The 21311-nt window shown below is 35.3% G+C and carries 15 protein-coding genes and 1 tRNA gene; 8 read left to right on the top strand and 8 right to left on the bottom strand.

What is annotated here, in order from left to right; genetic code table 11:
* The first annotated feature begins 521 nt into the window (after window positions 1–521).
* The 6 genes from nrfH (at window position 522) to C7D53_RS07850 (ending at window position 7561) form a co-directional block, all read left to right on the top strand.
* On the top strand, window positions 522–1103 hold the full coding sequence (gene nrfH, locus C7D53_RS07875; RefSeq protein WP_106915843.1) for a cytochrome c nitrite reductase small subunit: 582 nt from the start codon (window positions 522–524) through the stop codon (window positions 1101–1103).
* 11 nt (window positions 1104–1114) lie between these two features.
* Window positions 1115–2581 (top strand): ammonia-forming cytochrome c nitrite reductase, encoded by a 1467-nt coding sequence (nrfA, locus tag C7D53_RS07870; RefSeq protein ID WP_106915842.1) that lies wholly within the window; start codon window positions 1115–1117, stop codon window positions 2579–2581.
* 25 nt (window positions 2582–2606) lie between these two features.
* Window positions 2607–3851, top strand: coding sequence for a cytochrome c biogenesis protein ResB (locus C7D53_RS07865; RefSeq protein ID WP_106915841.1), 1245 nt, complete (start codon window positions 2607–2609; stop codon window positions 3849–3851).
* Window positions 3851–4639: a cytochrome c biogenesis protein CcsA gene (gene ccsA, locus C7D53_RS07860; RefSeq protein WP_106915840.1), complete on the top strand. Its 789-nt coding sequence runs from the start codon at window positions 3851–3853 to the stop codon at window positions 4637–4639. Before C7D53_RS07865 ends, ccsA begins: the two co-directional genes overlap by 1 nt.
* A gap of 316 nt (window positions 4640–4955) precedes the next feature.
* The gene (locus C7D53_RS07855) at window positions 4956–6113 is read left to right on the top strand and encodes a porin (protein ID WP_106915839.1); all 1158 of its coding nucleotides are present in this window, start codon (window positions 4956–4958) and stop codon (window positions 6111–6113) included.
* A 17-nt stretch (window positions 6114–6130) separates the two neighbouring features.
* Window positions 6131–7561 carry an anion permease gene (locus tag C7D53_RS07850; RefSeq protein WP_106915838.1) on the top strand — a complete coding sequence of 477 codons (1431 nt, stop codon included), beginning with the start codon at window positions 6131–6133 and terminating at the stop codon, window positions 7559–7561.
* A gap of 274 nt (window positions 7562–7835) precedes the next feature.
* Here C7D53_RS07850 and C7D53_RS07845 read toward each other — a convergent pair.
* Window positions 7836–7910, bottom strand: a tRNA-Arg gene (locus tag C7D53_RS07845).
* Window positions 7911–8398: 488 nt separating this feature from the next.
* A complete protein-coding gene (uvrA, locus tag C7D53_RS07840) occupies window positions 8399–11185 on the bottom strand; it encodes an excinuclease ABC subunit UvrA (RefSeq protein ID WP_106916704.1) in 2787 nt (928 codons plus the stop codon).
* Window positions 11186–11795: 610 nt separating this feature from the next.
* Between uvrA and C7D53_RS07830 the strand changes: the two genes are divergently transcribed.
* Both C7D53_RS07830 and C7D53_RS07825 read left to right on the top strand, forming a co-directional pair.
* Complete coding sequence (locus tag C7D53_RS07830) at window positions 11796–13640, top strand: TonB-dependent receptor plug domain-containing protein (protein WP_228422244.1); 1845 nt, start codon at window positions 11796–11798, stop codon at window positions 13638–13640.
* 71 nt (window positions 13641–13711) lie between these two features.
* Window positions 13712–14428: a DUF2490 domain-containing protein gene (locus C7D53_RS07825; RefSeq protein ID WP_106915835.1), complete on the top strand. Its 717-nt coding sequence runs from the start codon at window positions 13712–13714 to the stop codon at window positions 14426–14428.
* Here the strand turns inward: C7D53_RS07825 and C7D53_RS07820 are convergent.
* The 6 genes from C7D53_RS07820 to C7D53_RS07795 form a co-directional block, all read right to left on the bottom strand.
* The gene (locus tag C7D53_RS07820) at window positions 14425–14871 is read right to left on the bottom strand and encodes a phosphohydrolase (protein WP_106915834.1); all 447 of its coding nucleotides are present in this window, start codon (window positions 14869–14871) and stop codon (window positions 14425–14427) included. The genes C7D53_RS07825 and C7D53_RS07820 overlap by 4 nt on opposite strands.
* 79 nt (window positions 14872–14950) lie before the next feature.
* A complete protein-coding gene (locus C7D53_RS07815; protein ID WP_106915833.1) occupies window positions 14951–15286 on the bottom strand; it encodes a YegP family protein in 336 nt (111 codons plus the stop codon).
* Window positions 15287–15599: 313 nt separating this feature from the next.
* The gene (locus C7D53_RS07810) at window positions 15600–17375 is read right to left on the bottom strand and encodes an acyl-CoA dehydrogenase family protein (RefSeq protein WP_106916703.1); all 1776 of its coding nucleotides are present in this window, start codon (window positions 17373–17375) and stop codon (window positions 15600–15602) included.
* A gap of 16 nt (window positions 17376–17391) precedes the next feature.
* Window positions 17392–19668 carry a hypothetical protein gene (locus tag C7D53_RS07805; protein ID WP_106915832.1) on the bottom strand — a complete coding sequence of 759 codons (2277 nt, stop codon included), beginning with the start codon at window positions 19666–19668 and terminating at the stop codon, window positions 17392–17394.
* A gap of 49 nt (window positions 19669–19717) precedes the next feature.
* A complete protein-coding gene (locus C7D53_RS07800) occupies window positions 19718–20896 on the bottom strand; it encodes a thiolase family protein (RefSeq protein ID WP_076355502.1) in 1179 nt (392 codons plus the stop codon).
* A gap of 50 nt (window positions 20897–20946) precedes the next feature.
* The gene (locus C7D53_RS07795; RefSeq protein ID WP_106915831.1) at window positions 20947–21300 is read right to left on the bottom strand and encodes a four helix bundle protein; all 354 of its coding nucleotides are present in this window, start codon (window positions 21298–21300) and stop codon (window positions 20947–20949) included.
* Window positions 21301–21311: the final 11 nt, after the last annotated feature.

Raw genomic sequence — 21311 nt, 5'->3', positions numbered from 1 at the left:
AAGTTAGTTTTTGCTTTATTCAGGCTATTTTTGAAGAATTAAAAATTAATTCTTGCGGACAATTCAGAAAAGTTTTATAAAATTAATATTGTTTTAAAATCATTCATAAAATGTGGGAAACAGAGGTTTTCAATTCATTTTCTAATGTTAGATTGTGATTTGGAAAACCCTAAAAACCCTGCTTATTATTTAGCATTGGAACATCACGTTTCGTGTTTGAATATCTCTACATGCAATTCTTTGCAACTATATCCTCTATTACCTGTTTACAAGAGCAGGGTTGATTTCCCCAATTGAACAAATGATGAATGAACAAGCTTTTCTCTTTTATTTCCTAAATACACAACAAGTAAATGATTACATTTTTCTGACTGTAATGATTCGGTAGGTTAATTTATTGCCTGTAGGGATCTGGTTTAATATTCTTTTGTGATAGAAATAAAGCCCCCGAAGTTCAATCTTTCAACTTTACTATAAGCAGAGAGTGGTCAGAAAATAATTATACAAAAAAATAGAAATTCATGAGAATTTTTAGCAATAATAGAAAACTTTTGATACCGTCTCTTGTAGGAGTTTTGATAGGGCTTACAGGCTATGTTTTCTATATTTCAAAGGCTTATTCTTACCTGTCTGATAATCCAAAAGCATGCGTTAACTGTCATATTATGGCCCCTGAATATGCAACATGGTTCCATTCTTCACATGGAAGAGTAACCAATTGCAATGACTGCCATGTTCCTCATGATAATATAGCAAGAAAATATTACTTCAAAGCAATGGACGGTATGAGGCATGCCTCTATGTTTGCTCTTAGAATGGAACCTCAGGTTATCACAATAAAAGAAGCAGGAGAAACAGTGGTGCAGGAAAACTGTATCAGATGTCATAGTACATTAAACAGTGTGGTTTCTACCGGAAATGTTACTGCAGAAATAGCCCACGAAAATAACGGAAAATTATGCTGGGATTGCCATAGAGAGATCCCTCACAGTACAGTAAGAGGATTAAATTCATCTCCCAACGCCAGAGTACCGCTTACAGACCAGCCTGTACCGGACTGGCTGGATAAGATGACCAAAACGAATAAAATAAATAATAAATAAAGACTATAAAGATGAAAAAGAAAAACTGGCTTATAATAGTATTATTGTCTGTTGTTATTTTTGCTTTAGGAATGCTTGCCAATTCTATCATGCAAAGAAAAGCTGAAGCACAGCATCTTTCTTTAGCTGATAACAACATAAAACCATTTGAGTCGAGAAATGAAGTATGGGGGAAAGTGTATGAAAGAGAATATCAGTCCTGGAAACAGACATCAGATACCACTTTCAAGTCAAAGTATATGGGAAGCGGCTTGGTGGATGCTCTAAAAAACAGACCGGAAATGGTAATTCTTTGGGCAGGATATGCTTTTTCTAAAGATTATAACGAACCGAGAGGGCACTATTATGCTGTAAATGACGTAAGAAACAGCCTTAGAACAGGAGCTCCTTCTGCCACGGATCCCGGGCCTCAGCCAAGTACCTGCTGGACTTGTAAATCACCTGATGTTCCTAGAATGATGAATAAAATGGGCGTTGCAGAATTTTACAAAACCAAACTTTCTGCATTAGGGCATGAGGTTACCAACAGTATAGGCTGTGCAGACTGCCACGATCCTAAAACCATGAACCTTACAATTACCAGACCTGCCTTGGTGGAAGCTTTTACCAGAACAGGAAAGGATATAAAACAGGCTACCCATCAGGAAATGCGCTCATTGGTATGTGCACAGTGCCATGTTGAATATTATTTTAAAGGTGACGGCAAATATCTTACGTTCCCTTGGGATCAGGGTAAAACCGTAGAAAAAATGGAAAAGTATTATGATGAGGTAAAGCATGTAGATTTTGAACACAAACTTAGTAAAACCCCTATATTAAAGGCACAGCATCCCGATTATGAAATTTATGAACTGGGAATTCATGCCCAAAGAGGAGTTTCTTGCGCAGATTGCCATATGCCTTACAAGTCTCAGGGAGGCATAAAATATACAGACCACCATGTTAGCAGTCCATTGGCCAATATCAATAATACTTGCCAGGTTTGTCACAGGGAAAGTGAAGGTACACTGACACAAAATATTTATGAAAGACAGGATATGGTGTATTCTTTAAGAGACAGATTAGAAAAACAATTGGTAAAAGTACATCTTAAAGCAAAGTTCCTATGGGATAATCAAGCTACAGAAGCTGAGATGAAACCCGTTTTAGCTCTTATAAGAAAATCACAATGGAGATGGGATTATATTACAGCATCGCATGGGGCAGCTTTCCATGCACCTCTTGAAGCTCAACGAGTATTGGCAGATGGTATGTATAATGCTATGGAGGCTGATAATACGATGAATTTACTGATCGACAGAAAGAAAATCACAGGAAAATTTATCATGCCAGACATTAATACAAAAGAAAAAGCACAGAAATTCATTGGGTTAGATATCGCTAAAGAAAAGGCTGCAAAAGAACAGTTTAAAAGAACTGTTGTTCCTGAATGGATTAAAAAAGCAAAAGCACAAGGTACACTGGTGTCCAATAGTTAATTTTCTTTTATTCTAAATTTTATAGATGACTTTTAAAAGTTCTTTTCATAAAAGTAACCATTATAAGGTAAGCATTACGGTTTCTGCAATACTCTTATGTTTAGGTTTTTTCTTACAATGTTTTTTAGGTTCTATACCCAAAGAATGGTTTACGTTTCCTTTTAATCTATATATTGGAATTAGCTTTATCATTATTACTACAACCCTCTTTTTATTCTTTAAACAGAAAGATTGGGTCAATTTACTATCCAGTGTTCCGTTTGCCCTATGTATGATTGTGGTAACCGGAGTATTAACAATTGGTCTGGGAAGCTTTAATTTAAAACCTCTTCCTATTGAAATGCAAAAACCCGGCAATGAGTTTTTATATAAAATGGGACTGGATAATATTACTGCCACTTGGTATTTTGGGTTCTTTTATCTTGGATTATTAATTAATTTATGGTTTGCAATTCTTAAAAGGTCTTTAATTTATCAACGTAAAAACATCACTTTTTTACTCAATCATTTTGGGTTGTGGCTCATCCTTTTTTCGGGGGTATTGGGGCAGGGAGATATTTTGAGGCTAAAGATGACTTTACAAAATGATATACCGGAATGGAGAGGAGTAGATGATAAAGGCCATGTTATAGAGCTGCCTATTGCATTAGAACTCAAAAAATTTAAAATGGATATCTATCCTAATAAAATTTTTGTGATTGACGAAAAAGGAGAGTCTTTACCCAAAGCAAAACCAGAGGGTTTTCTTCTTGAAAAACCTAATACAGTCCATCAGTTTGACAAATGGGAAGTTACTCTGCTGGAATATATTGAAAATGCAGTACCCACCGGTGAAAAAAAATATTCTAAGAATCCTATGTGGGGCTCTACCAATGCTGCCAAAATATCCATAAGAGATAAAGAAACCGGTAAGAAAAAAATAGAATGGATCTCATCCGGTAATTTTCAGTTACCACCAAAGGCTGTAAGCCTTAGTAAAAACAGAACCTTAGTAATGGCACCTCCGGAAGCCAAAAAGTTTGAATCGGAGCTGCTGGTTTATCAGAAAGAATCAGATAAAATAGAAAAACATTCCATTTATGTAAACCAACCTTTATCTGTAGATGGCTGGAAAATTTATCAAACCAGTTATGATGAAAAAATGGGAAGATGGTCAGACATCAGTATTGTAGAGTTAGTACATGATCCTTGGCTTCCATTGGTTTATTTGGGGATTTTTATTCTAATGGCAGGAACTTTTAGTTTTTTAATCAAAAATAGTAAACCGTAATGTGGTATTTATTTGATATTGTTTTCTATGCAATTTGCTTACTTTCCATCCTTACCAATGTTTTTTTATACCTAAAAAAATACAATTTTTTTTCGCTGATCTTCTTTTCTTTATCTACTATTGTTATAGCTGTTTTTATTGCTTTGCTCTGGATAAATTTAGAGAGGCCGCCGTTAAGAACCCTGGCAGAAACCAGACTATGGTACTCGTTTTTTATTGGAGTGATTGGTATCAGCCTCTATGTTCTCTACCGATATAAATGGATTCTGTCTTATGCAGCAATAATGATGCTGACTTTTTTAGGAATTACATATTTCAATCCTGATACTTTTAATAAATCATTAATGCCAGCCTTACACAGTATCTGGTTTATTCCTCATGTGGTAGTCTATATATTTGCTTATGCCATGTTCGGGATGGCTACACTTCTGGCAGTATTCGGAATTTTCAAGCTCAAAAAAAAGCAATCGATAGATCGTGAATTAGAAATGGTAAATAAACTTATTAATATAGGGTATACATTTCTTACACTGGGTTTATTGTTCGGAGCATTGTGGGCAAAAGAAGCATGGGGACATTATTGGACCTGGGATCCTAAGGAAACATGGGCTTTTATTACCTGGATAGGATATTTGCTCTATATTCATATAAGATATAAATATAAAAATGATGCCCCTGAGAGAGATTTTTACATTCTCATACTTGCATTTACTTTACTGTTAATTTGCTGGTTTGGGGTGAATTATCTACCCTCTGCATCAAACAGTGTACATACTTACAGCGGATAATAATTGCTGTTAACAATAAAACTGAAAGATTGGATTTTAGTAATGATCACTTCCCTTGATTATTTATCTATATCCGGCATTTTTATCCTGTTTCTATGGGATGTATTTACGAAATATTCTGGATGTTTACCTATCAATGTGAAAGCATAATATAGCTCTAAAAACTATTCGGAATAGGTATGAAAACATATCGATTATCATTCTTTTCTATCTGAACTTTCATGAGGGTAGAAACATGATAAATTCATTATAAAAGAATTTGGAATATACTGATATTCCTGAATAATATTATAGTATTAACTAAAAACACAAACTTATGTATTCCCAGTTTACTGCATTTCAAATGCGGCTATTTCTTATTGGTGCATCATGTTTTACGCAACTCAATGCACAACAGTTACAACCCCAACCTTTAGTTAAAAAAGATACCATTAAAAAAACGGTTTCTTTTGTCAAGAATATTAAGGCAGGAGCCTTGCTTGTTTCAGAATACAGGTCCTCATTAACCGAGAATGTGGATATGTATGGAAAACACAGCAGTACAGGTACCGATGCCCGAGATGGTCTTTTTTTAAGGTATGTACGTCTTTCCGGTAATTATCAGATTAGTGATAAGATGAGTGCTTCTGTTCTTGTGAATCTGGCAGATTTTAAAAACAATCCACAGACGAGGGTTCTGGAAAATGCTTTTATAAAGTATACTTTCAATAAATATGCTGTATTATATATAGGTCAGTTCCGTCCTTTTTTTGGAATAGAAGATATGTATCCCTATGAGGTACGCCATTCGTATGTATGGTCAAATCAGTATGAAGAGTTTGGCAGAAACGGTTGGCAAAGCTTTCAGTTGGGGCTAGGATTATCGGGTTCCTTAGCAGACAAAGGAATTCCGATCACTTATTATGTTTCTGCGGTTAATGGAAACGGCAAGAATATGACTGGGGATAATGACCGGAATAAAGATCTTACCGGAAGAGTAGAGTATCAGGTAAATAAACACTTGAAGGTTGGGATTAATGGGGGTACTGGTCGTTATGACCATCAGACGGGTACCGCTTACGGTATTGATATACAGGGAGAAATGCCATTGGCTTCTAAATGGATTTTAGCAATGGATGCTGAATACAAGAACGGAACCAATTTTAATGAATATATAGCATCCAAAGTAGTTGATAAAAAATTAGGTGACTATCGTATGGGTGGTGTTTATTTTACTCCCTCGGTGAAATACAATATTGGTCTTTCAAGGGTAAAAGCACTGGAATTTTCTACACGATATGAATATTTTGAGCAGTTGATTCCCAACGGAAATCCACGAACAACCATTACACCATTCTTTGGAGTTCTTCTAGATGATAATTATGCCGCCAGACTATCTTTTGGGATGGTGTTCGACAGATATAAACGCCAAGTGGAGAATAGCAACCAATGGGACGCGAATTTTTTCTTCACCCAGTTTCAATTTAAGTTTTAATACATAAATATCGATTTATGAAAGAAATTAATTTTAAAAGTATCCTCGCAGTTCTTGCGATGGGAGTAGTCTTGTGGTTTATACCGGCACCAGAAACCGTAAAACCTGAAGCCTGGCACTTGTTTGCTATTTTTATCTGTTCAATTATGGGAATTATCCTGAAAGCTGCTCCTATGGGGACAATATGTATGGCTGCTGTCAGTCTTACTGCTGCTACTCAGATTCTTGCTCCCGGAGATGCAGGGAAATCTATCACTCTTGCTCTTCAGGGTTTTGGTGATAAAGTGATTTGGCTCATCGGTATTTCGTTCTTCATTGCCAGAGGCTTTATAAAAACGGGACTGGGAAGACGTATTGCTTTTATATTTATCAAAATATTTGGTAAGAGTACATTAGGCCTGGCTTATGGTTTGGGACTGGCAGATTTGTGTCTGGCTCCTGCTATTCCGAGCAATACTGCACGCGGTGGTGGTATTATTTTTCCTATTATGAAATCTATGGCTGTGAATTTTGATTCTGTGCCGGATAAACCGGAAACACACCGTAAAATGGGATCTTTCCTTACTCTTAGCAGTTATTATATGAACCTTATTACCTCTTCCATGTTTTTGACAGGTACGGCAAGCAATCCTATGTGCCAGAAATTTGCAGCCGGATTTGGGGTTGATATCACCTGGATGTCATGGGCTGCAGCCGGTTTGGTTCCAGGGTTTGCTGCATTTTTAATAGTTCCCGTAGTACTGTACAAACTATATCCTCCTGAACTGAAAAAAACACCTGATGCACCCCTCATTGCAAAAGAAAAGCTTAAAGAGATGGGACCGATATCAAGAAATGAAAAATTGATGCTCGCTGCCTTTTTTATCCTGCTAATTTTATGGATTTTTGGGAGTAAACTTCATATAGACGCTGCTTCAGCTGCTTTCATTGGCCTTACTCTGTTGTTGCTGACTTCAGTATTGAGCTGGGAAGATGTAAAGAGTGAAAAAGGAGCGTGGGATACCATTGTTTGGTTTGCTGTATTGGTAATGATGGCAGGTTCATTAAATGAGCTTGGTTTTATTGACTGGTTTAGCGATTTAATTAAAATGAAAATCGGTGGATTAGGTTGGCAGACTGCTTTTCCTGTTATTATTGCATTATACTTTTTCAGTCATTATATTTTTGCCAGTGCTACTGCGCATGTGGCGGCTATGTATGCTGCTTTATTGGGGGTTGGTGTATCTTTAGGAGTACCTCCAATGTTATTGGCTATGATGCTTGGTTTTATGGGTTCTATATACGGCGTACTTACCCATTATGGGCATGGGCCGGCTCCTGTATTCTTTGGAAGTGGCTATGTGGATCTAAAATCCTGGTGGTTGATGGGATTACAGATAGGTTTGGTATTATTAATCATTTATCTGGTGATAGGAAGCGGATGGATGAAATTGATTGGGTATTATTAGTTATCTGTGAGTGATATGGATATACAAGCTCTAAAAATCAATTCAAAAATTTCTCATTACAAATGCTTAAAGAATTTTCATTATCCGAGGTTGTCCACTTAAGGTAATAGGAAGATCAAAATGCTTATAAATAATAATGAGATGGGAATGATTTGAATCCCTCATTCTCTACAAATACAAATGGTATCATTGAAAGTTCAGTGATACCATTTTGTTTTCTAATTTATACCCTATAGTTATTGCGAACTGAAGGTATATCAATTTCAATAATGATTGGTAGCCGCACCAGGGATCGAACCTGGATCTAAAGTTTAGGAAACTTTTGTTCTATCCATTGAACTATGTGGCCTTTTAAAAGAATAAAAATAATAAATTAATTAAGGATTTTATTAAAATTATCTCTTGTTATCATGAGGCTTGCGAAGAACTAATTATAAAAGAATCTGCTCTTTAGGAGCAGATTCAGTAGATAATACATCTCATTTTTTTAATTAGACAACAATAAAAAGCACAGCCGACAATGCTGTGCTTAAATTTTTATTTCAAATTTAATTGCAATTTCAATAGTAGTAAGAAAAGCAAATAAAGTTTCCACTTCGATTATTATTACATAGTAAATGTACTACTATTTTTAATACGAAATGTGAATTTAATGTTAAAATTCACAAGTTATCCACATTTTTTTGTGGATAAGTCTAGCTTGACTCCACAACAACAATTAATTTAGGATACATTCTGTGTATGGATATCTGCAATTCAGAATGCTTCATCTTTCGTAGAAATTCCCGTTATAGCTAAAAAAAACAGAGAACAATTGCTCTCTGTTTATATTTAATTTTAAAGTTTTTCCTTGATGTATTTTGCTGTATAAGACTTTTTATTTTTTATCAAGTCCTCTGGCGTCCCGGCAAATACTACTTCTCCACCATGTTTTCCTGCTTCCGGACCGATATCGATGATATAATCTGCACACTTAATGATATCCGGTTGATGTTCAATCACAATAACTGAGTGACCAAGGTCAATCAATGCCTGTAGTGATTTTAAAAGCTTCTGAATATCATGGAAGTGAAGCCCCGTGGAAGGTTCATCAAAGATAAATAAAGTTTTATCCGTAGTTACTCCTTTTACAAGGAATGAAGCCAGTTTTACACGCTGTGCCTCACCACCGGAAAGGGTAGAAGAGCTTTGACCCAACTGTAAATAACCTAAACCAACTTCCTGTAAAGGTCTTAGTTTGGTAACAATTTTCTCTTCCTTATTATCCTTGAAGAATTCCAATGCTTCATCAACGGTCATGTGAAGAATATCTGAAATGCTTTTTTCGTCAAATTTAACCTCAAGGATTTCATTTTTGAATCGTGTTCCTTTGCAAACTTCACATTCCAGTTCAATATCAGCCATAAACTGCATGGAAACATTAATTACCCCTTCTCCTTTACATTCATCACACCTTCCACCATCTACATTGAAAGAGAAGTGTTTAGGTTTATAACCCATCATTTTTGAGATTTTCTGCTTGGCAAAAAGATCTCGGATATCGTCATAGGCTTTAAGATAAGTAACAGGATTTGAACGGGATGATTTTCCAATTGGGTTTTGGTCAATCAATTCAATATTCTTGATTAGTTTCTTTGGGAATTCTACTGAGTCATAGTCTCCTTTTTTGCCACCCATTCCCAGCTGGATCTGAATGTCATTGGTTAGAATTTCCCTCATCAGGGTAGATTTTCCACTTCCGGAAACTCCTGAAATTACGACCAGACTTTCCAGAGGAACGTCTACATCTATATTTTTAAGGTTATTCTGACGGGCACCTTTGATATGAATCCATTCTTTTCCTTTTCTACGTTTCTTTGGAACCTCTATTTCAAGTCTTCCAGTAAGATATTCTGAGGTAAGAGTGTTGGCTTTTTTAAGATCATTATAGTCTCCTGCAAATACCAATTCACCACCTAGATAACCTGCTTCAGGGCCAATGTCAATAATATAATCGGCAGCGCGCATTACATCTTCATCATGTTCTACTACAATCACGGTATTTCCAAGGTTACGAAGATTCTTTAGTACTCCAATAAGGTTTTCCGTATCCTTGGAATGCAGCCCAATGGATGGTTCATCTAATATATAGATAGAACCCACCAGCGAACTTCCCAAGCTTGTTGCCAGGTTAATTCTCTGGCTTTCCCCTCCTGAAAGGGTATTGGAGGTTCTGTTTAAGGTAAGGTAACCTAAACCCACTTTCAATAAAAACTCAAGACGGGTTGTAATCTCATATAGAAGCCTTTTGGCAACTTCTTTATCATGATCCGAAAGTTGAAGACTATTGATTAATGGAGCAAGTTCATCCAATGGAAGTTCAATCATGGATTGAATGTTATGCCCATCTACTTTTACCCAGCTGGTTTCTTCACGAAGTCTCAATCCTTCACAAGTAGGACACAGGGTTTTTCCTCTGTAACGGGAAAGCATAACCCGGTATTGAATTTTATAAAGATTTTCTTCAAGCATCTTGAAGAAGTTATTAATGCATGGAAAATTGCCTTTCCCGTCACCTTTCCAAAGGAAGTTCTTCTGTTCCTTTGTTAATTGATGATAAGGCTTATGGATCGGAAAGTCGCCTGCTTTTTTTATGAAATCTTTTTTCCATTCGCTCATGGTTTCTCCTCTCCAGCAGACCACGGCATCTTCATAGATGGATAAAGTTTTGTTGGGAACAACAAGGTCTTCATCAATTCCGATGACTTTTCCATATCCCTCACAAGCGGGGCATGCTCCGTATGGATTATTGAAACTGAAAAAGTGAACATTGGGTTCAAGAAATTCCATTCCGTCCAGTTCAAACTTATTGGAGAATTCCTTTACTTTTTCGGTATCTGTATTTTTTAAAGAACAATGACCACGGCCTTCATAAAAAGCCATCTGAATAGAGTCTGCCAATCTTTGTAAAAAACTCTCATCTTCTTCGTAGGCAAAACGGTCAATAACAAGATTGATGATCATTCCTTTTTCCGGAGTAAATCCAAAGCTTTCAAGATCTTCAATTCCGGCAAGATTTCCATTGATCTCAAGCCTGGTAAAACCTGCAAGTTTTAAGATATTAAGGGTTTCCTTAAAGTTATCTGCGTCATACTCCAAAGGGGCAGTTAATAAAAAGGAAGTATCTTTTTTAGAAGCCTTAATAAAATCCACGACATCAGAAACCGAATCTTTCTTCACTTCCTCACCAGAAACAGGAGAAAATGTTTTTCCAATTCTGGCAAATAAAAGCTTCATATAATCGTAGATCTCAGTGGATGTTCCTACTGTAGAACGTGGATTGGAAGAAATTACTTTCTGCTGGATGGCAATGGAAGGGGCAAGACCTTTAATGTCATCAACTTTAGGTTTTTCAAGTTTTCCTAAAAACTGACGGGCATAAGAACTTAAGCTTTCAACATATCTTCTCTGTCCTTCTGCATAAATTGTATCGAAAGCCAATGAAGATTTACCGCTTCCTGAGACTCCCGTAATGACAATCAATTTGTTTTTGGGAATCAGGACATCTATATGTTTCAGATTGTTAAGATGTGCATTCTTAACGTAGATCTGTTTCTTTATGTCTATTTCTGTAGTATTAGCCATATTTTGTTTATTCATAAAAGTAACTGCACAGCATCATGTCTGCCAGTATAATGGTGTTCTGCCTTAGAATATTCTAGGGCTGTCATCAATTGAACTCTTGAATTTCTTTCCAAACTCATCTGATCATGAGACAGTCTGTTTGTATAATGCTGTCCAGAAATACATTTGAAAAAGAATGATTTAATTGTAAAATTAAGACCCACAAAATTACGAATTTTTTGGCGAAAATTTACGATTGCTCTATTTCTAAAATAATATATTTTGAATCCAAAAAGGATGTTGGAAGATGAAAAAGGAGACCCTAAAAAAGAAAATTGAAAAGTGTTTTGTGGACTTATTCAGTTTTTCCAATTTATTTTTATCGTATTATAAATGGTTTATGGATCTTAAGTGTGTTTTTTCATTAAGGTATTGTTTTATGTTTTAAAATTATTTAAAATTGTATTCATAAATATGTAATATAGAAATGAGAAAATTATTCAGAGATCTAGTTACACATTTAATGAGAAAAAGATAGAAAACCACTCCCTCGGACACACAAAATGCAGCACACTATGCTGCATTTTTTATGACAAGTATCATTTGCCTGTCTACACGAACTCCCTTACTTTTGAATCTGTTAAAAGAAACTACGGAAACGATTATGATCAAAAAGATAGGAAGTGCTTTTTTTCTTGGATCTTTGCTTTGGGTAAACGCACAGGAAAAGACAACGGATATAGAAAATATTGAATTTCAGGGTAAATTTATTTCTACACCTTATAAAAGTGCCAATCAGAATATTACTGTCATTACAAAGGAAGATATTGCTAATTCTCCCTCCAAAAGTATTGACGAGATTCTTCAACAGGTTCCGGGTATGGATATCCGAAGAAGAGGAGCGAACGGAGTGCAGAGTGATATAGGCTTCCGTGGAAGTTCTTTTGAACAGGTATTATTGCTATTGAACGGAATCCGAATGAATGATTCCCAGACGGGTCATAACTCCATGAATCTTCCTGTAGACCTGGAGGATGTAGAAAAAATAGAGATCATAAAAGGTCCTGCAGCCCGACGTTTTGGACAGAATGCCTATGCGGGTGTTATCAATGTTATTACAAAGACAACTCCTGGGAAGCGTGTTAAGATAAGTGCCGAAGGAGGGGATAATGCATCCTATGGTTTAGGCTTTAATGCGCAGATGGGAAATGAAAAATTCTCAAATACACTTCAGGCTAATTCTTCCGCTTCACAAGGGTATATGTACAATACTGATTACGAAATCAGGAATGTATTTTATCAGGGAAAATTGAATATTAAAAATGGTGATCTAAGGCTTCAGGCTGGCTTTGCAGAGAAAAAATTTGGAGCAAATGGATTTTATGCCTCCAAGAAAGCAAGAGATCAGTATGAAGAAATGCAGGCTTCCATTGTAAGTGTAGCGCATCAGCAAACTTTCGGGAAATTAAAGCTTAATTCTAATGTATACTGGAGGAGAGGGCAGGACATGTACCTTTATACCAGACAAAATCCTAATGGATACAGAAATATGCATATTGGAAACAATGTAGGTGGAGAAGTGAACTCCAGCTACCAATGGGGATTGGGAACAACCGGAGTTGGTTTTGAGTTAAGAAAGGAACTTTTGGTGAGCAGTAACCTGGGAAATCCAAATCGTTTTGTATCGCAGGTATTCTTTGAGCATCACTTTTCTTTATTGGATAAAAAACTGAATATAAGTCCCGGAATTTCATGGGCAAATTATTCCAAGGAAGGGAACTTTTTCTATCCGGGATTAGACGTAGGGTATAACTTTACCCCTAACAGTAAGATCTATGGAAATATTGCAAAAGTACATCGTATTCCGACTTTTACAGAACTTTATTATATAAGCCCGACTGAGCTTGGAAACCCCAATTTACAGCCTGAAAATGCTATTTCATCCGAAGTTGGATATCAGTATCAGAACAAAAATATTTTAGCAAAAGTAAGTGGGTTTTTAAGGGATTCCAAAAATTCTATCGATTGGGTTAAAAAAGACATTAATGATGATGCTTGGGCTGCCGGAAATGTGGGAGATATTAAGATTAAAGGAATAGAAGCCGAGCTTAATCATAGAGTAGCAGATTGGTTAAAATATACAGTAGGATATACTTATATTGACAGTAAGTACAAAGAACCCAATGAGCTTGTTTCAAGATATATTCTGGATAATCTGAAACATCAGTTTATTGCTAAATTGGAAACCAAGTTTCTTAAAAGCTTTACGAATGAACTAGCGTACCGATATAATGAAAGAGTAAATCTGGGGACTTACAATCTTTTGGATGAAAAATTGAGCTTTACCCAAAAGGACTATTCTGTGTATGTTTTAATTAATAATGTAACCAATACAAAATATACGGAAGCATTTGGTGTAGACATGCCTCAAAGATGGTTCCATATTGGTTTTTCATACACAATTAACATTAAGTAGGTGTTAATTGTATATTAATGAAAGTTAATATTAACAAATTGTTAAAAAAATTACATTTGCAAAAATTTTTTATGAAACGTTTTTTAGGTTTAAGCTTACTTCTTAGTTTATCATTCTTCAAAGCACAGGAACATATTTCCAGCTTCAATGCAGTGACTTTAACCTACAAGTTTCATCCAAAGTTTTTCCTTTATGCTGAAGGACAGTTGCGTGGCAATGAAGATTACACCTACCCGGACTATTATGAAATAAAAGGAGGGGTGGGATATAATCTTACGAAGAACCATAAGCCCTTCATAGGATTGGGAAGATATGTTAACTATAAAGAGCATAGCCTAAGCAGAGAAGAGTTTAGGGTATGGCTTCAGGATGTTATCGATTTCAAAAAAGGTATTGTGAAGTTTGAAAACCGTTTTCGTGCTGAAAAAAGCTGGTTTTATGAGCCTCAGATAGATAAAACTTCTCAGAGAATGCGTTACCGTTACCGCTTGAACATCAGTGTTCCTCTTAACGCTCCCACCATTAAAAAAGGAACCATCTTTGCCAATGCCTACGATGAAATCTTCTTTGTAACCCCGATGAAGCCTACTTTTGCCAGAAACAGAGTCTATGGCGGTTTCGGCTACCAGATCGATGATTACTTTGGAATTTTGACAGGTTATTTATGGCAGCGAGAGTTTGAAGCCAAAGGAAACAAGAACCTACATTTTATTTATCTTGCCCTGAACATCAATATTGATGGTACAGATCATCACGTGAAAACGTATGATTTCCCTGGTGCAGATTAATATTTTTCTATCAGATAACGATAAGCTTTAAGATATTTATTAAACCTTTTAATGTCCTTAGGAGTAAGCTCACGGTTTACTCTTCTAAGGTCCATATTATCACGAAGATCATTAAGCTTTACAGCGACTGCTAATGGGGATCTCTCCGTTCTTTTAACAAACTCATCATAATCTTCCTCCGGATCAAACTTGGTAAGGCAGCTTACTGCAAAAATGATGTATTCAGGAAAGCCTTCGGTTCTTAGATAATCAAGGCTGAACTCTAATGGATGGTCTTCTACAACGTCATGCAGTACCCCTACAATTTTTTCATCCATTGTTTTACCATATTCCATTACACGCATTACGTGTGCTATGTAAGGGGCATGGTATTTATCAGTTTGTCCTTTATGAGCCTTATCGGCAATTTTTATAGCTCTATTTAGTAATTCTTCTTTTGTCATTTTTCGATGAAAATAGAATACAAAAATAAAAAATGCCTTAAAAAATAAGACATTTTTATCAAGATTATTTTAGATGAATTTACGAATTTGTTTCATCCTCTACAGAAGCATGTGGAGCGTTGTTTTTTACAGATTCTATTCCGTTTTCCATGCCATTATCAGATTCATACATCTGGCTCGTTCCTATGATCTGCCCATTTCCGGCTTTAAGATTAAAATAACATCTGCCATCTTTAGCGGTATTTCTTTCAAATTTGGAATCTTCCTGCGAATTGGTTTTCACAGAGCTGATGCCGTTTTCGCATGATGGTTTTGTGCTGTATCCCTGACTTGTTAGAATGACCTGACCATTTCCGGCTTTAAGGTTGAACTGAAATTCTCCATTCGTTCTTTTTGAAACAATGAATTTTCCCATAGTAATAGTTTTTAGAATTGTTTTTTGGTTATTGTTTAAATAGTAATACTATTTCTTTTCAATTAAAGATAAAAAAAATATTGGAAACTGCTGTTATTCAGTGGTCAATTGATTTATTGAAGATGATTCATGGGTACCTGTTTCTATAATGAAAACTTTATCAGAGGTAATACCCAAATTTAAAATAATCAATAAAAAAGAGGTATTTAATCGTACAATTAAAAAAGGGGAATGTTCTCGGGTAAATCCGTTATTGGCATAAAAAAAGCGCCCCAAATAGGACGCCTTTGAATCAAATTTATGTTATAAAAGACTAATAATTTCCTTTTTCAATATAATGAGCAGCTACTTTTTCAGTTAATGCCACTACATTTGGATTGTTGGTATATTTAGTGAATCTTCTTAACCCAGAAAGCATCATTCTCTGCTCATCTCCTTCAGCGAAAGAAATAATTCCTTCCTTAGCTGCTACAGTAATTTTCTCAACCGCTTTGTAAAGGTTCAATTGAGCCATTGCTGCTTCTACAGAATCAGGAGAGAAGTGTTTTTCAGCTCTTAGTACAGCAGATTCTGCCATATAGATCTGGTTTAGGATCTCAGAAGCATTCAATAATAAATGCTGTTGTTTTTCAATATCCATCATATATTTTTGAAGAGCAGCTCCAGAAACCATTAGAAATACTTTCTTAAGGTTAGCGATAATTGCTTTTTCTTCACTCATGAATTCTGAATAATCAGGAACTTCAAATGAAGGGATACCCATCAATTCTTTGCTGATAGCCATTGCAGGAGATAAAAGATCTAATTCACCTTTCATTGCTCTCTTAATAAGCATTCCTACAGCTAATAATCTGTTGATTTCGTTTGTTCCTTCGTAGATTCTTGAAATTCTTGAATCTCTCCATGCAGCTTCCATTGGAGTATCTTCAGAGAATCCCATACCTCCGTATACCTGAATTCCTTCATCTGCAGTGTGTTGTGCAAGATCAGAAACGAATACTTTAAGGATTGAACATTCTACAGCAAATTCTTCAACTCCTTTTAGCTCTGCAGCCTGGTGATCCATTCCACCTGCTACCAATTCATCAATTTTATCCTGAACATCTTTGGCAGCTCTGTAAGAACCAGCCTCACTTACGAAAACTCCGGTAGCCATTTCAGCAATTTTCTTTCTGATTGCTCCGAAAGTAGAGATAGAAACATTAAACTGCTTTCTCTCGTTAGAGTACTGGATAGAGTGATTTAGGATTCTTCTTTGTGCGTCCAAACAAGCAGCTGCCAACTTGATACGACCTACGTTCAATGCATTCAAAGCGATTTTGAAACCATTGTTTCTTTCTCCTAAAAGATTTTCTACAGGAACTTTCATATCATTGAAGAAAACCTGACGAGTAGAGGATGCACGGATTCCTAGTTTGTGCTCTTCCTCACCGAAAGTTAAGCTTTCAGGATTTTCAAGTTCAGAACGGTTAATAACGAAACCTGTGATGTTTTTATCATCATCAATTTTAGCGAATAAAGTGAATGTATCTGCAAATCCAGCGTTGGAGATCCACATTTTCTGACCATTGATGATATAGTGCTTTCCGTCTTCGGAAAGTTTTGCTCTTGTTTTTCCAGAGTTTGCATCGGAACCTGCATCAGGCTCAGTTAAGCAATAAGCTCCGAATTTAGTACCTGTTGCCAGGTCCGGAAGATATTTTTTCTTTTGTTCTTCAGTTCCATAAAGTACGATAGGTAGGGTACCGATTCCGGTGTGTGCTCCATAAGCTGTGGCCAATGAACCTGTAGTTCCTGAAATATAGTCACAAGCAAGCATTGTTGTTACAAAGCCCATCCCAAGGCCTCCGTACTCTTCTGGTACAGCAATTCCTAACATTCCCATGTCTCCAAGCTTACGCATTGTTTCTTCAGTGAAGGCATAGTCTTTCTTTTCGAAACGCTCTCTTTGAGGAACAACCTCTCTGTCTATAAATTCCTTTGCAGAATCACGAAGCATTTTTTGTTCTTCATTTAGTTCTTCAATACTGAAAATTTCGTTTGCAGGAATTTGTTTGATTAGGAATTCACCTCCTTTTAGTGTAGCCATATTTATCTTTTTATTTTTAATTATAATATTCAGTGTTTGTTGCAAGATCAAGCCAGCCTTGCTGATTTTTTTCGTTTGTTATTTCCAAAAAGTTATCTTTTCGGATTCCTGTTTTTTTGTATTTCGGTTCTTTGTTGAGTTTATAAACTCCGTATTTTTTGTCTTTGTAAAAAATGATTAATTCATCTCTGAAAATAATGTCATCATATTGCATGGGTAGCAGGGTAATGGCATCAAATTCATAATTGAAGTCATAAAACCTAAATTTATGATCATCTTCATCCTCCATCTCATTCTTAAATCTTCTAAATTGGGCCTTTTGCGTGATCTCAGAATATTGTTTTTCAAATTCTTTATCTCTAATTTTTATTTTCGCATCACTTACAAAATTTCTTTTTTCCTTATCAAAAGAGAAAAGTCCTTTTTTGCCCTGATACTCTGCTGTTATGAAAAATTCTTCAATATCATAAGCATCATATTTAAAATATTTTAGAATATCCTTTCTGCCAGCTTTTATATCATTATAGATATAATTTAGTTTTGCTTTTTGAGGGATATCTTTTAGAGCATATGATTCTGTTTCAGAAGAATTCCATCTGTTTTTTATTCTTGCAATTACATTTCGTTTAGAATTCTTATCATAAGCCGGTGAAAACTTATAATAGGTATTCGGATCCTGGCTGCATGTCATATAAAAGTATTTCTTGGGCAAAGTCTCTTCCAATAATGAATTGAGGTTTCTTACCTTTCCATCATATAAAACATTGACATAGTCACCTTTTAGATAAACACTTTTTATATTGTTGATATTTAGCTTGTTAAAAAATGGATCATAAATAGAATAATCAGAACCCTTTTTAGTGACAACAAAATAATCATTCATTAGAATTTCATCATAACTGTCAGGAATCACCTGATTTCCAAATATTGAATACAATTTCTTTTTGCCATTTTCTTCTATAATTGTATAATGTTTCAGAACATCGAGATTATGATTAATCTTGCTGTCCGATCTATCTTCTGTTTTTACCTTGACATTATTCAATAAGTATCCGTCTTCAAGAGGTATCAAGAAATTATCTGACGAATCTTTAAAAGATATAATTGGTCTATTGCCTTGAAGGTTAAATAGGAAAGCTGTGAAAGATTCAGAATAATAGAGTCTCCATTTTTTTTCACCATCATCCTTATTGGACTCATGATATCCAAATCCATTGCCCTCGTTATCTTCAAACTTATAGACTTGTTTGCTGATTACTTCAGGTGTAGGAAAGAAATATTTATACAATAATTCTTCTTTCTTATCATAATAGGTGAAGACTTTCTTAGTTATCTCATTTTTTAAATTCTCAATAGTTTGGTTTTTAATTTCATGAACGTCTAAAAGAAAGTTTTGTTCACCCAGATAGCTCTGTATATTTTTGAATTTAAAAATTCTATCATCATCTCCCAGTTCTGTATACGCCCTATTTTTCCTGTGATCATCAGAAATCCAGCTTTTATAGTTATAAAAAACATAGTCATCTCCATTTTTTTGAAGAATATCTGAATATTTACCATGCACTATAAAATGAGCATCGGGAAAATCAATTACCTGGTTTATAGAAATTTTATCATTAAATGAAAGCTTTTCAGAAGCAATGGCAAAGTTATTAAGGGTGTCATATCTAAAATATTCATGATTGATTACGTATCCATCAATAATATGATCAGCATTTATTTCACTGATCAAACTTCCGTCTTGCTTGTAATTCTTAATTTTAACTAACTGACTTCCAGTATTGTAAAATTCCTCATAAGCGAGGTTGTTACTATTGTTCCAATATATTTTTTTTAATCCTGTATTTCTTGAATTTGAGTTATAATCTACAGAATCAATACTTTTTAGGCTTCCATTTTCAAAATAAATTTCTTCCTGTACTTTTTTTCCATTCGGTTTCTGAATTTTCCAGAGTTTTCCGCTAGGGTAGTAGAATTTAAGTTCTAAATCTTTGATATCGCTCTGAGAATAGTTTGAACTTTTGTCAAGGCCATTTTCGTCATACCAATATTCTGAACCAATATTATTATTTTTTTTCTTCAAAGAATATCCTTGATATTGGAGCTTTCCATTAATAAAGTAATCCCGGGTAAATTCTATTGAATCATTTAATACAACAGGAGTGGGTCTATAAAAAACTGCTTTATCTTTTGTTGTTTCTTTCCATTCTTTGTCAAAATATGTCATTTTTTTCTGCTGAGAATTCACCAGAATGACTACAAAAAGAGGAAAAAAAGATAATTTGTTTGTCATAAAAAATTAAAATTTGGGAAGAAAGAAAACCCAGTCTTCCCAATTTATTTTATAGAAGTTCAAAAATACTTGCTGCTCCTTGCCCTGTTCCTACACACATGGAAACCATTCCGTATTTGTTTCCACGTCTTCTCATCTCGTCTAAAAGTTGAACAGTTAACTTCGTTCCTGTACATCCCAGTGGGTGTCCAAGAGCGATGGCTCCTCCGTTTACGTTTAAGATATCAGGGTTTAAACCTAGTTCTTTCTTAATGGCAACCGACTGAGACGCGAAAGCTTCATTAAGCTCGATCAAATCGATGTCTTTTAATTCAAGACCAGCTTGTTTTAAAGCCTTTGGAATAGCATAGATTGGTCCCATTCCCATGATTCTTGGTTCAAGTCCGGCTGCTGCATAAGCTACTAATCTAGCTTCTGGCTCAAGGCCTAATTCTTTTACCATTTCCTCACTCATTACCATCACGAAAGCAGCTCCGTCACTCATTTGAGAAGAGTTTCCGGCAGTTACGCTTCCTCCGTTGGCAAATACAGGTCTTAGTTTTGATAACCCCTCAAAAGAAGTATCTTTTCTAGGGCCCTCATCTATAGAGAAATCAAATTTTTTAGTCTGCATTTTCTGGTTTTCATCCAGAAAGTTATATTCTACAGGGATTGGAACAATTTGGTTTGTAAATTTTCCCTCCTGATTTGCTTTTAAAGCTTTCATATGAGATTCAAAAGCAAACTGATCCTGTTCTTCTCTTGTAATGTTATATTGTTTTGCTACCTCTTCTGCAGTGTAGCCCATTCCCCAATAGTAATCAGGGTTTGTTTTTGCAATATCCGTTTCAGGAACCGGTTTGTAACCTCCCATAGGAATGTAAGACATCGATTCTGTACCACCAGCGATGATACAATCTGCCATACCCGCCTGGATTTTTGCAGAAGCAATAGCAATCGCCTCACTTCCAGAAGCACAGTATCTGTTTACGGTTACCCCCGGAACTTTATCTGTATTTAACCCCATTAGAGAGATCAGACGAGCTACGTTTAATCCTTGCTCAGCCTCTGGCATTGCATTTCCTACGATAAGGTCATCTATTCTGTTTTTATCTAATTGTGGAAGTTCAGCCATTAATTTTTCAATAACTGTAGCGGCCATTACATCGGGTCTTGTAAATCTTAGACTTCCTTTTGGTGCTTTTCCAACGGCAGTTCTGAAACCCTTTACTATATATGCTGTTTTCATTTTTTTTTGTATTAAAGTATTTATGTAAAATGTATTTATGATTAAAATGTTTAAGTATTAAATTTCTGCTTCAACTTTGCCAACATATTTTGTATATGTTTAATTTCTGAATAAATAATATTAAAATCATCACCTTTAAAGAAACCTAAATCATTTGCAATTAATATCTGGGTTTCAAATTCAAATGAAGAGCCTAGAGCTATATTTAAGAAATGTGAAAATTGAGCGTTAGTATCTCTACCTGCCCCCTCAGCGATATTAGATGGAATAGAATATAAACTTCTTCTTGATTGTGATGTCAGTCCGAAAATTTCATCTTTTGGAAAATTATTTGAAGCCAGATAAAATATTTTACAAAGCTTCATGGATTTTATCCAAACTTCTAAATCTCTGAAATTATGCATCGTGAATACAT

Origin of the sequence: Chryseobacterium aurantiacum, from assembly GCF_003020585.1 — a bacterium.
Classification (GTDB): Bacteria; Bacteroidota; Bacteroidia; order Flavobacteriales; family Weeksellaceae; genus Chryseobacterium; species Chryseobacterium aurantiacum.
The sequence above is the reverse complement of the archived record's forward strand: the minus strand, read 5'-3'. Positions and strand labels throughout refer to the sequence as shown.

Bases quoted from the DNA above. Each gene is read 5' to 3' on its own strand.
- nrfH (WP_106915843.1), top strand. From the start codon at position 522: ATGAGAATTTTTAGCAATAATAGAAAACTTTTGATACCGTCTCTTGTA.
- nrfA (WP_106915842.1), top strand. From the start codon at position 1,115: ATGAAAAAGAAAAACTGGCTTATAATAGTATTATTGTCTGTTGTTATT.
- C7D53_RS07865 (WP_106915841.1), top strand. From the start codon at position 2,607: ATGACTTTTAAAAGTTCTTTTCATAAAAGTAACCATTATAAGGTAAGC.
- ccsA (WP_106915840.1), top strand. From the start codon at position 3,851: ATGTGGTATTTATTTGATATTGTTTTCTATGCAATTTGCTTACTTTCC.
- C7D53_RS07855 (WP_106915839.1), top strand. From the start codon at position 4,956: ATGTATTCCCAGTTTACTGCATTTCAAATGCGGCTATTTCTTATTGGT.
- C7D53_RS07850 (WP_106915838.1), top strand. From the start codon at position 6,131: ATGAAAGAAATTAATTTTAAAAGTATCCTCGCAGTTCTTGCGATGGGA.
- uvrA (WP_106916704.1), bottom strand. From the start codon at position 11,185: ATGGCTAATACTACAGAAATAGACATAAAGAAACAGATCTACGTTAAG.
- C7D53_RS07825 (WP_106915835.1), top strand. From the start codon at position 13,712: ATGAAACGTTTTTTAGGTTTAAGCTTACTTCTTAGTTTATCATTCTTC.
- C7D53_RS07820 (WP_106915834.1), bottom strand. From the start codon at position 14,871: ATGACAAAAGAAGAATTACTAAATAGAGCTATAAAAATTGCCGATAAG.
- C7D53_RS07815 (WP_106915833.1), bottom strand. From the start codon at position 15,286: ATGGGAAAATTCATTGTTTCAAAAAGAACGAATGGAGAATTTCAGTTC.
- C7D53_RS07810 (WP_106916703.1), bottom strand. From the start codon at position 17,375: ATGGCTACACTAAAAGGAGGTGAATTCCTAATCAAACAAATTCCTGCA.
- C7D53_RS07805 (WP_106915832.1), bottom strand. From the start codon at position 19,668: ATGACAAACAAATTATCTTTTTTTCCTCTTTTTGTAGTCATTCTGGTG.
- C7D53_RS07800 (WP_076355502.1), bottom strand. From the start codon at position 20,896: ATGAAAACAGCATATATAGTAAAGGGTTTCAGAACTGCCGTTGGAAAA.
- C7D53_RS07795 (WP_106915831.1), bottom strand. From the start codon at position 21,300: ATGCATAATTTCAGAGATTTAGAAGTTTGGATAAAATCCATGAAGCTT.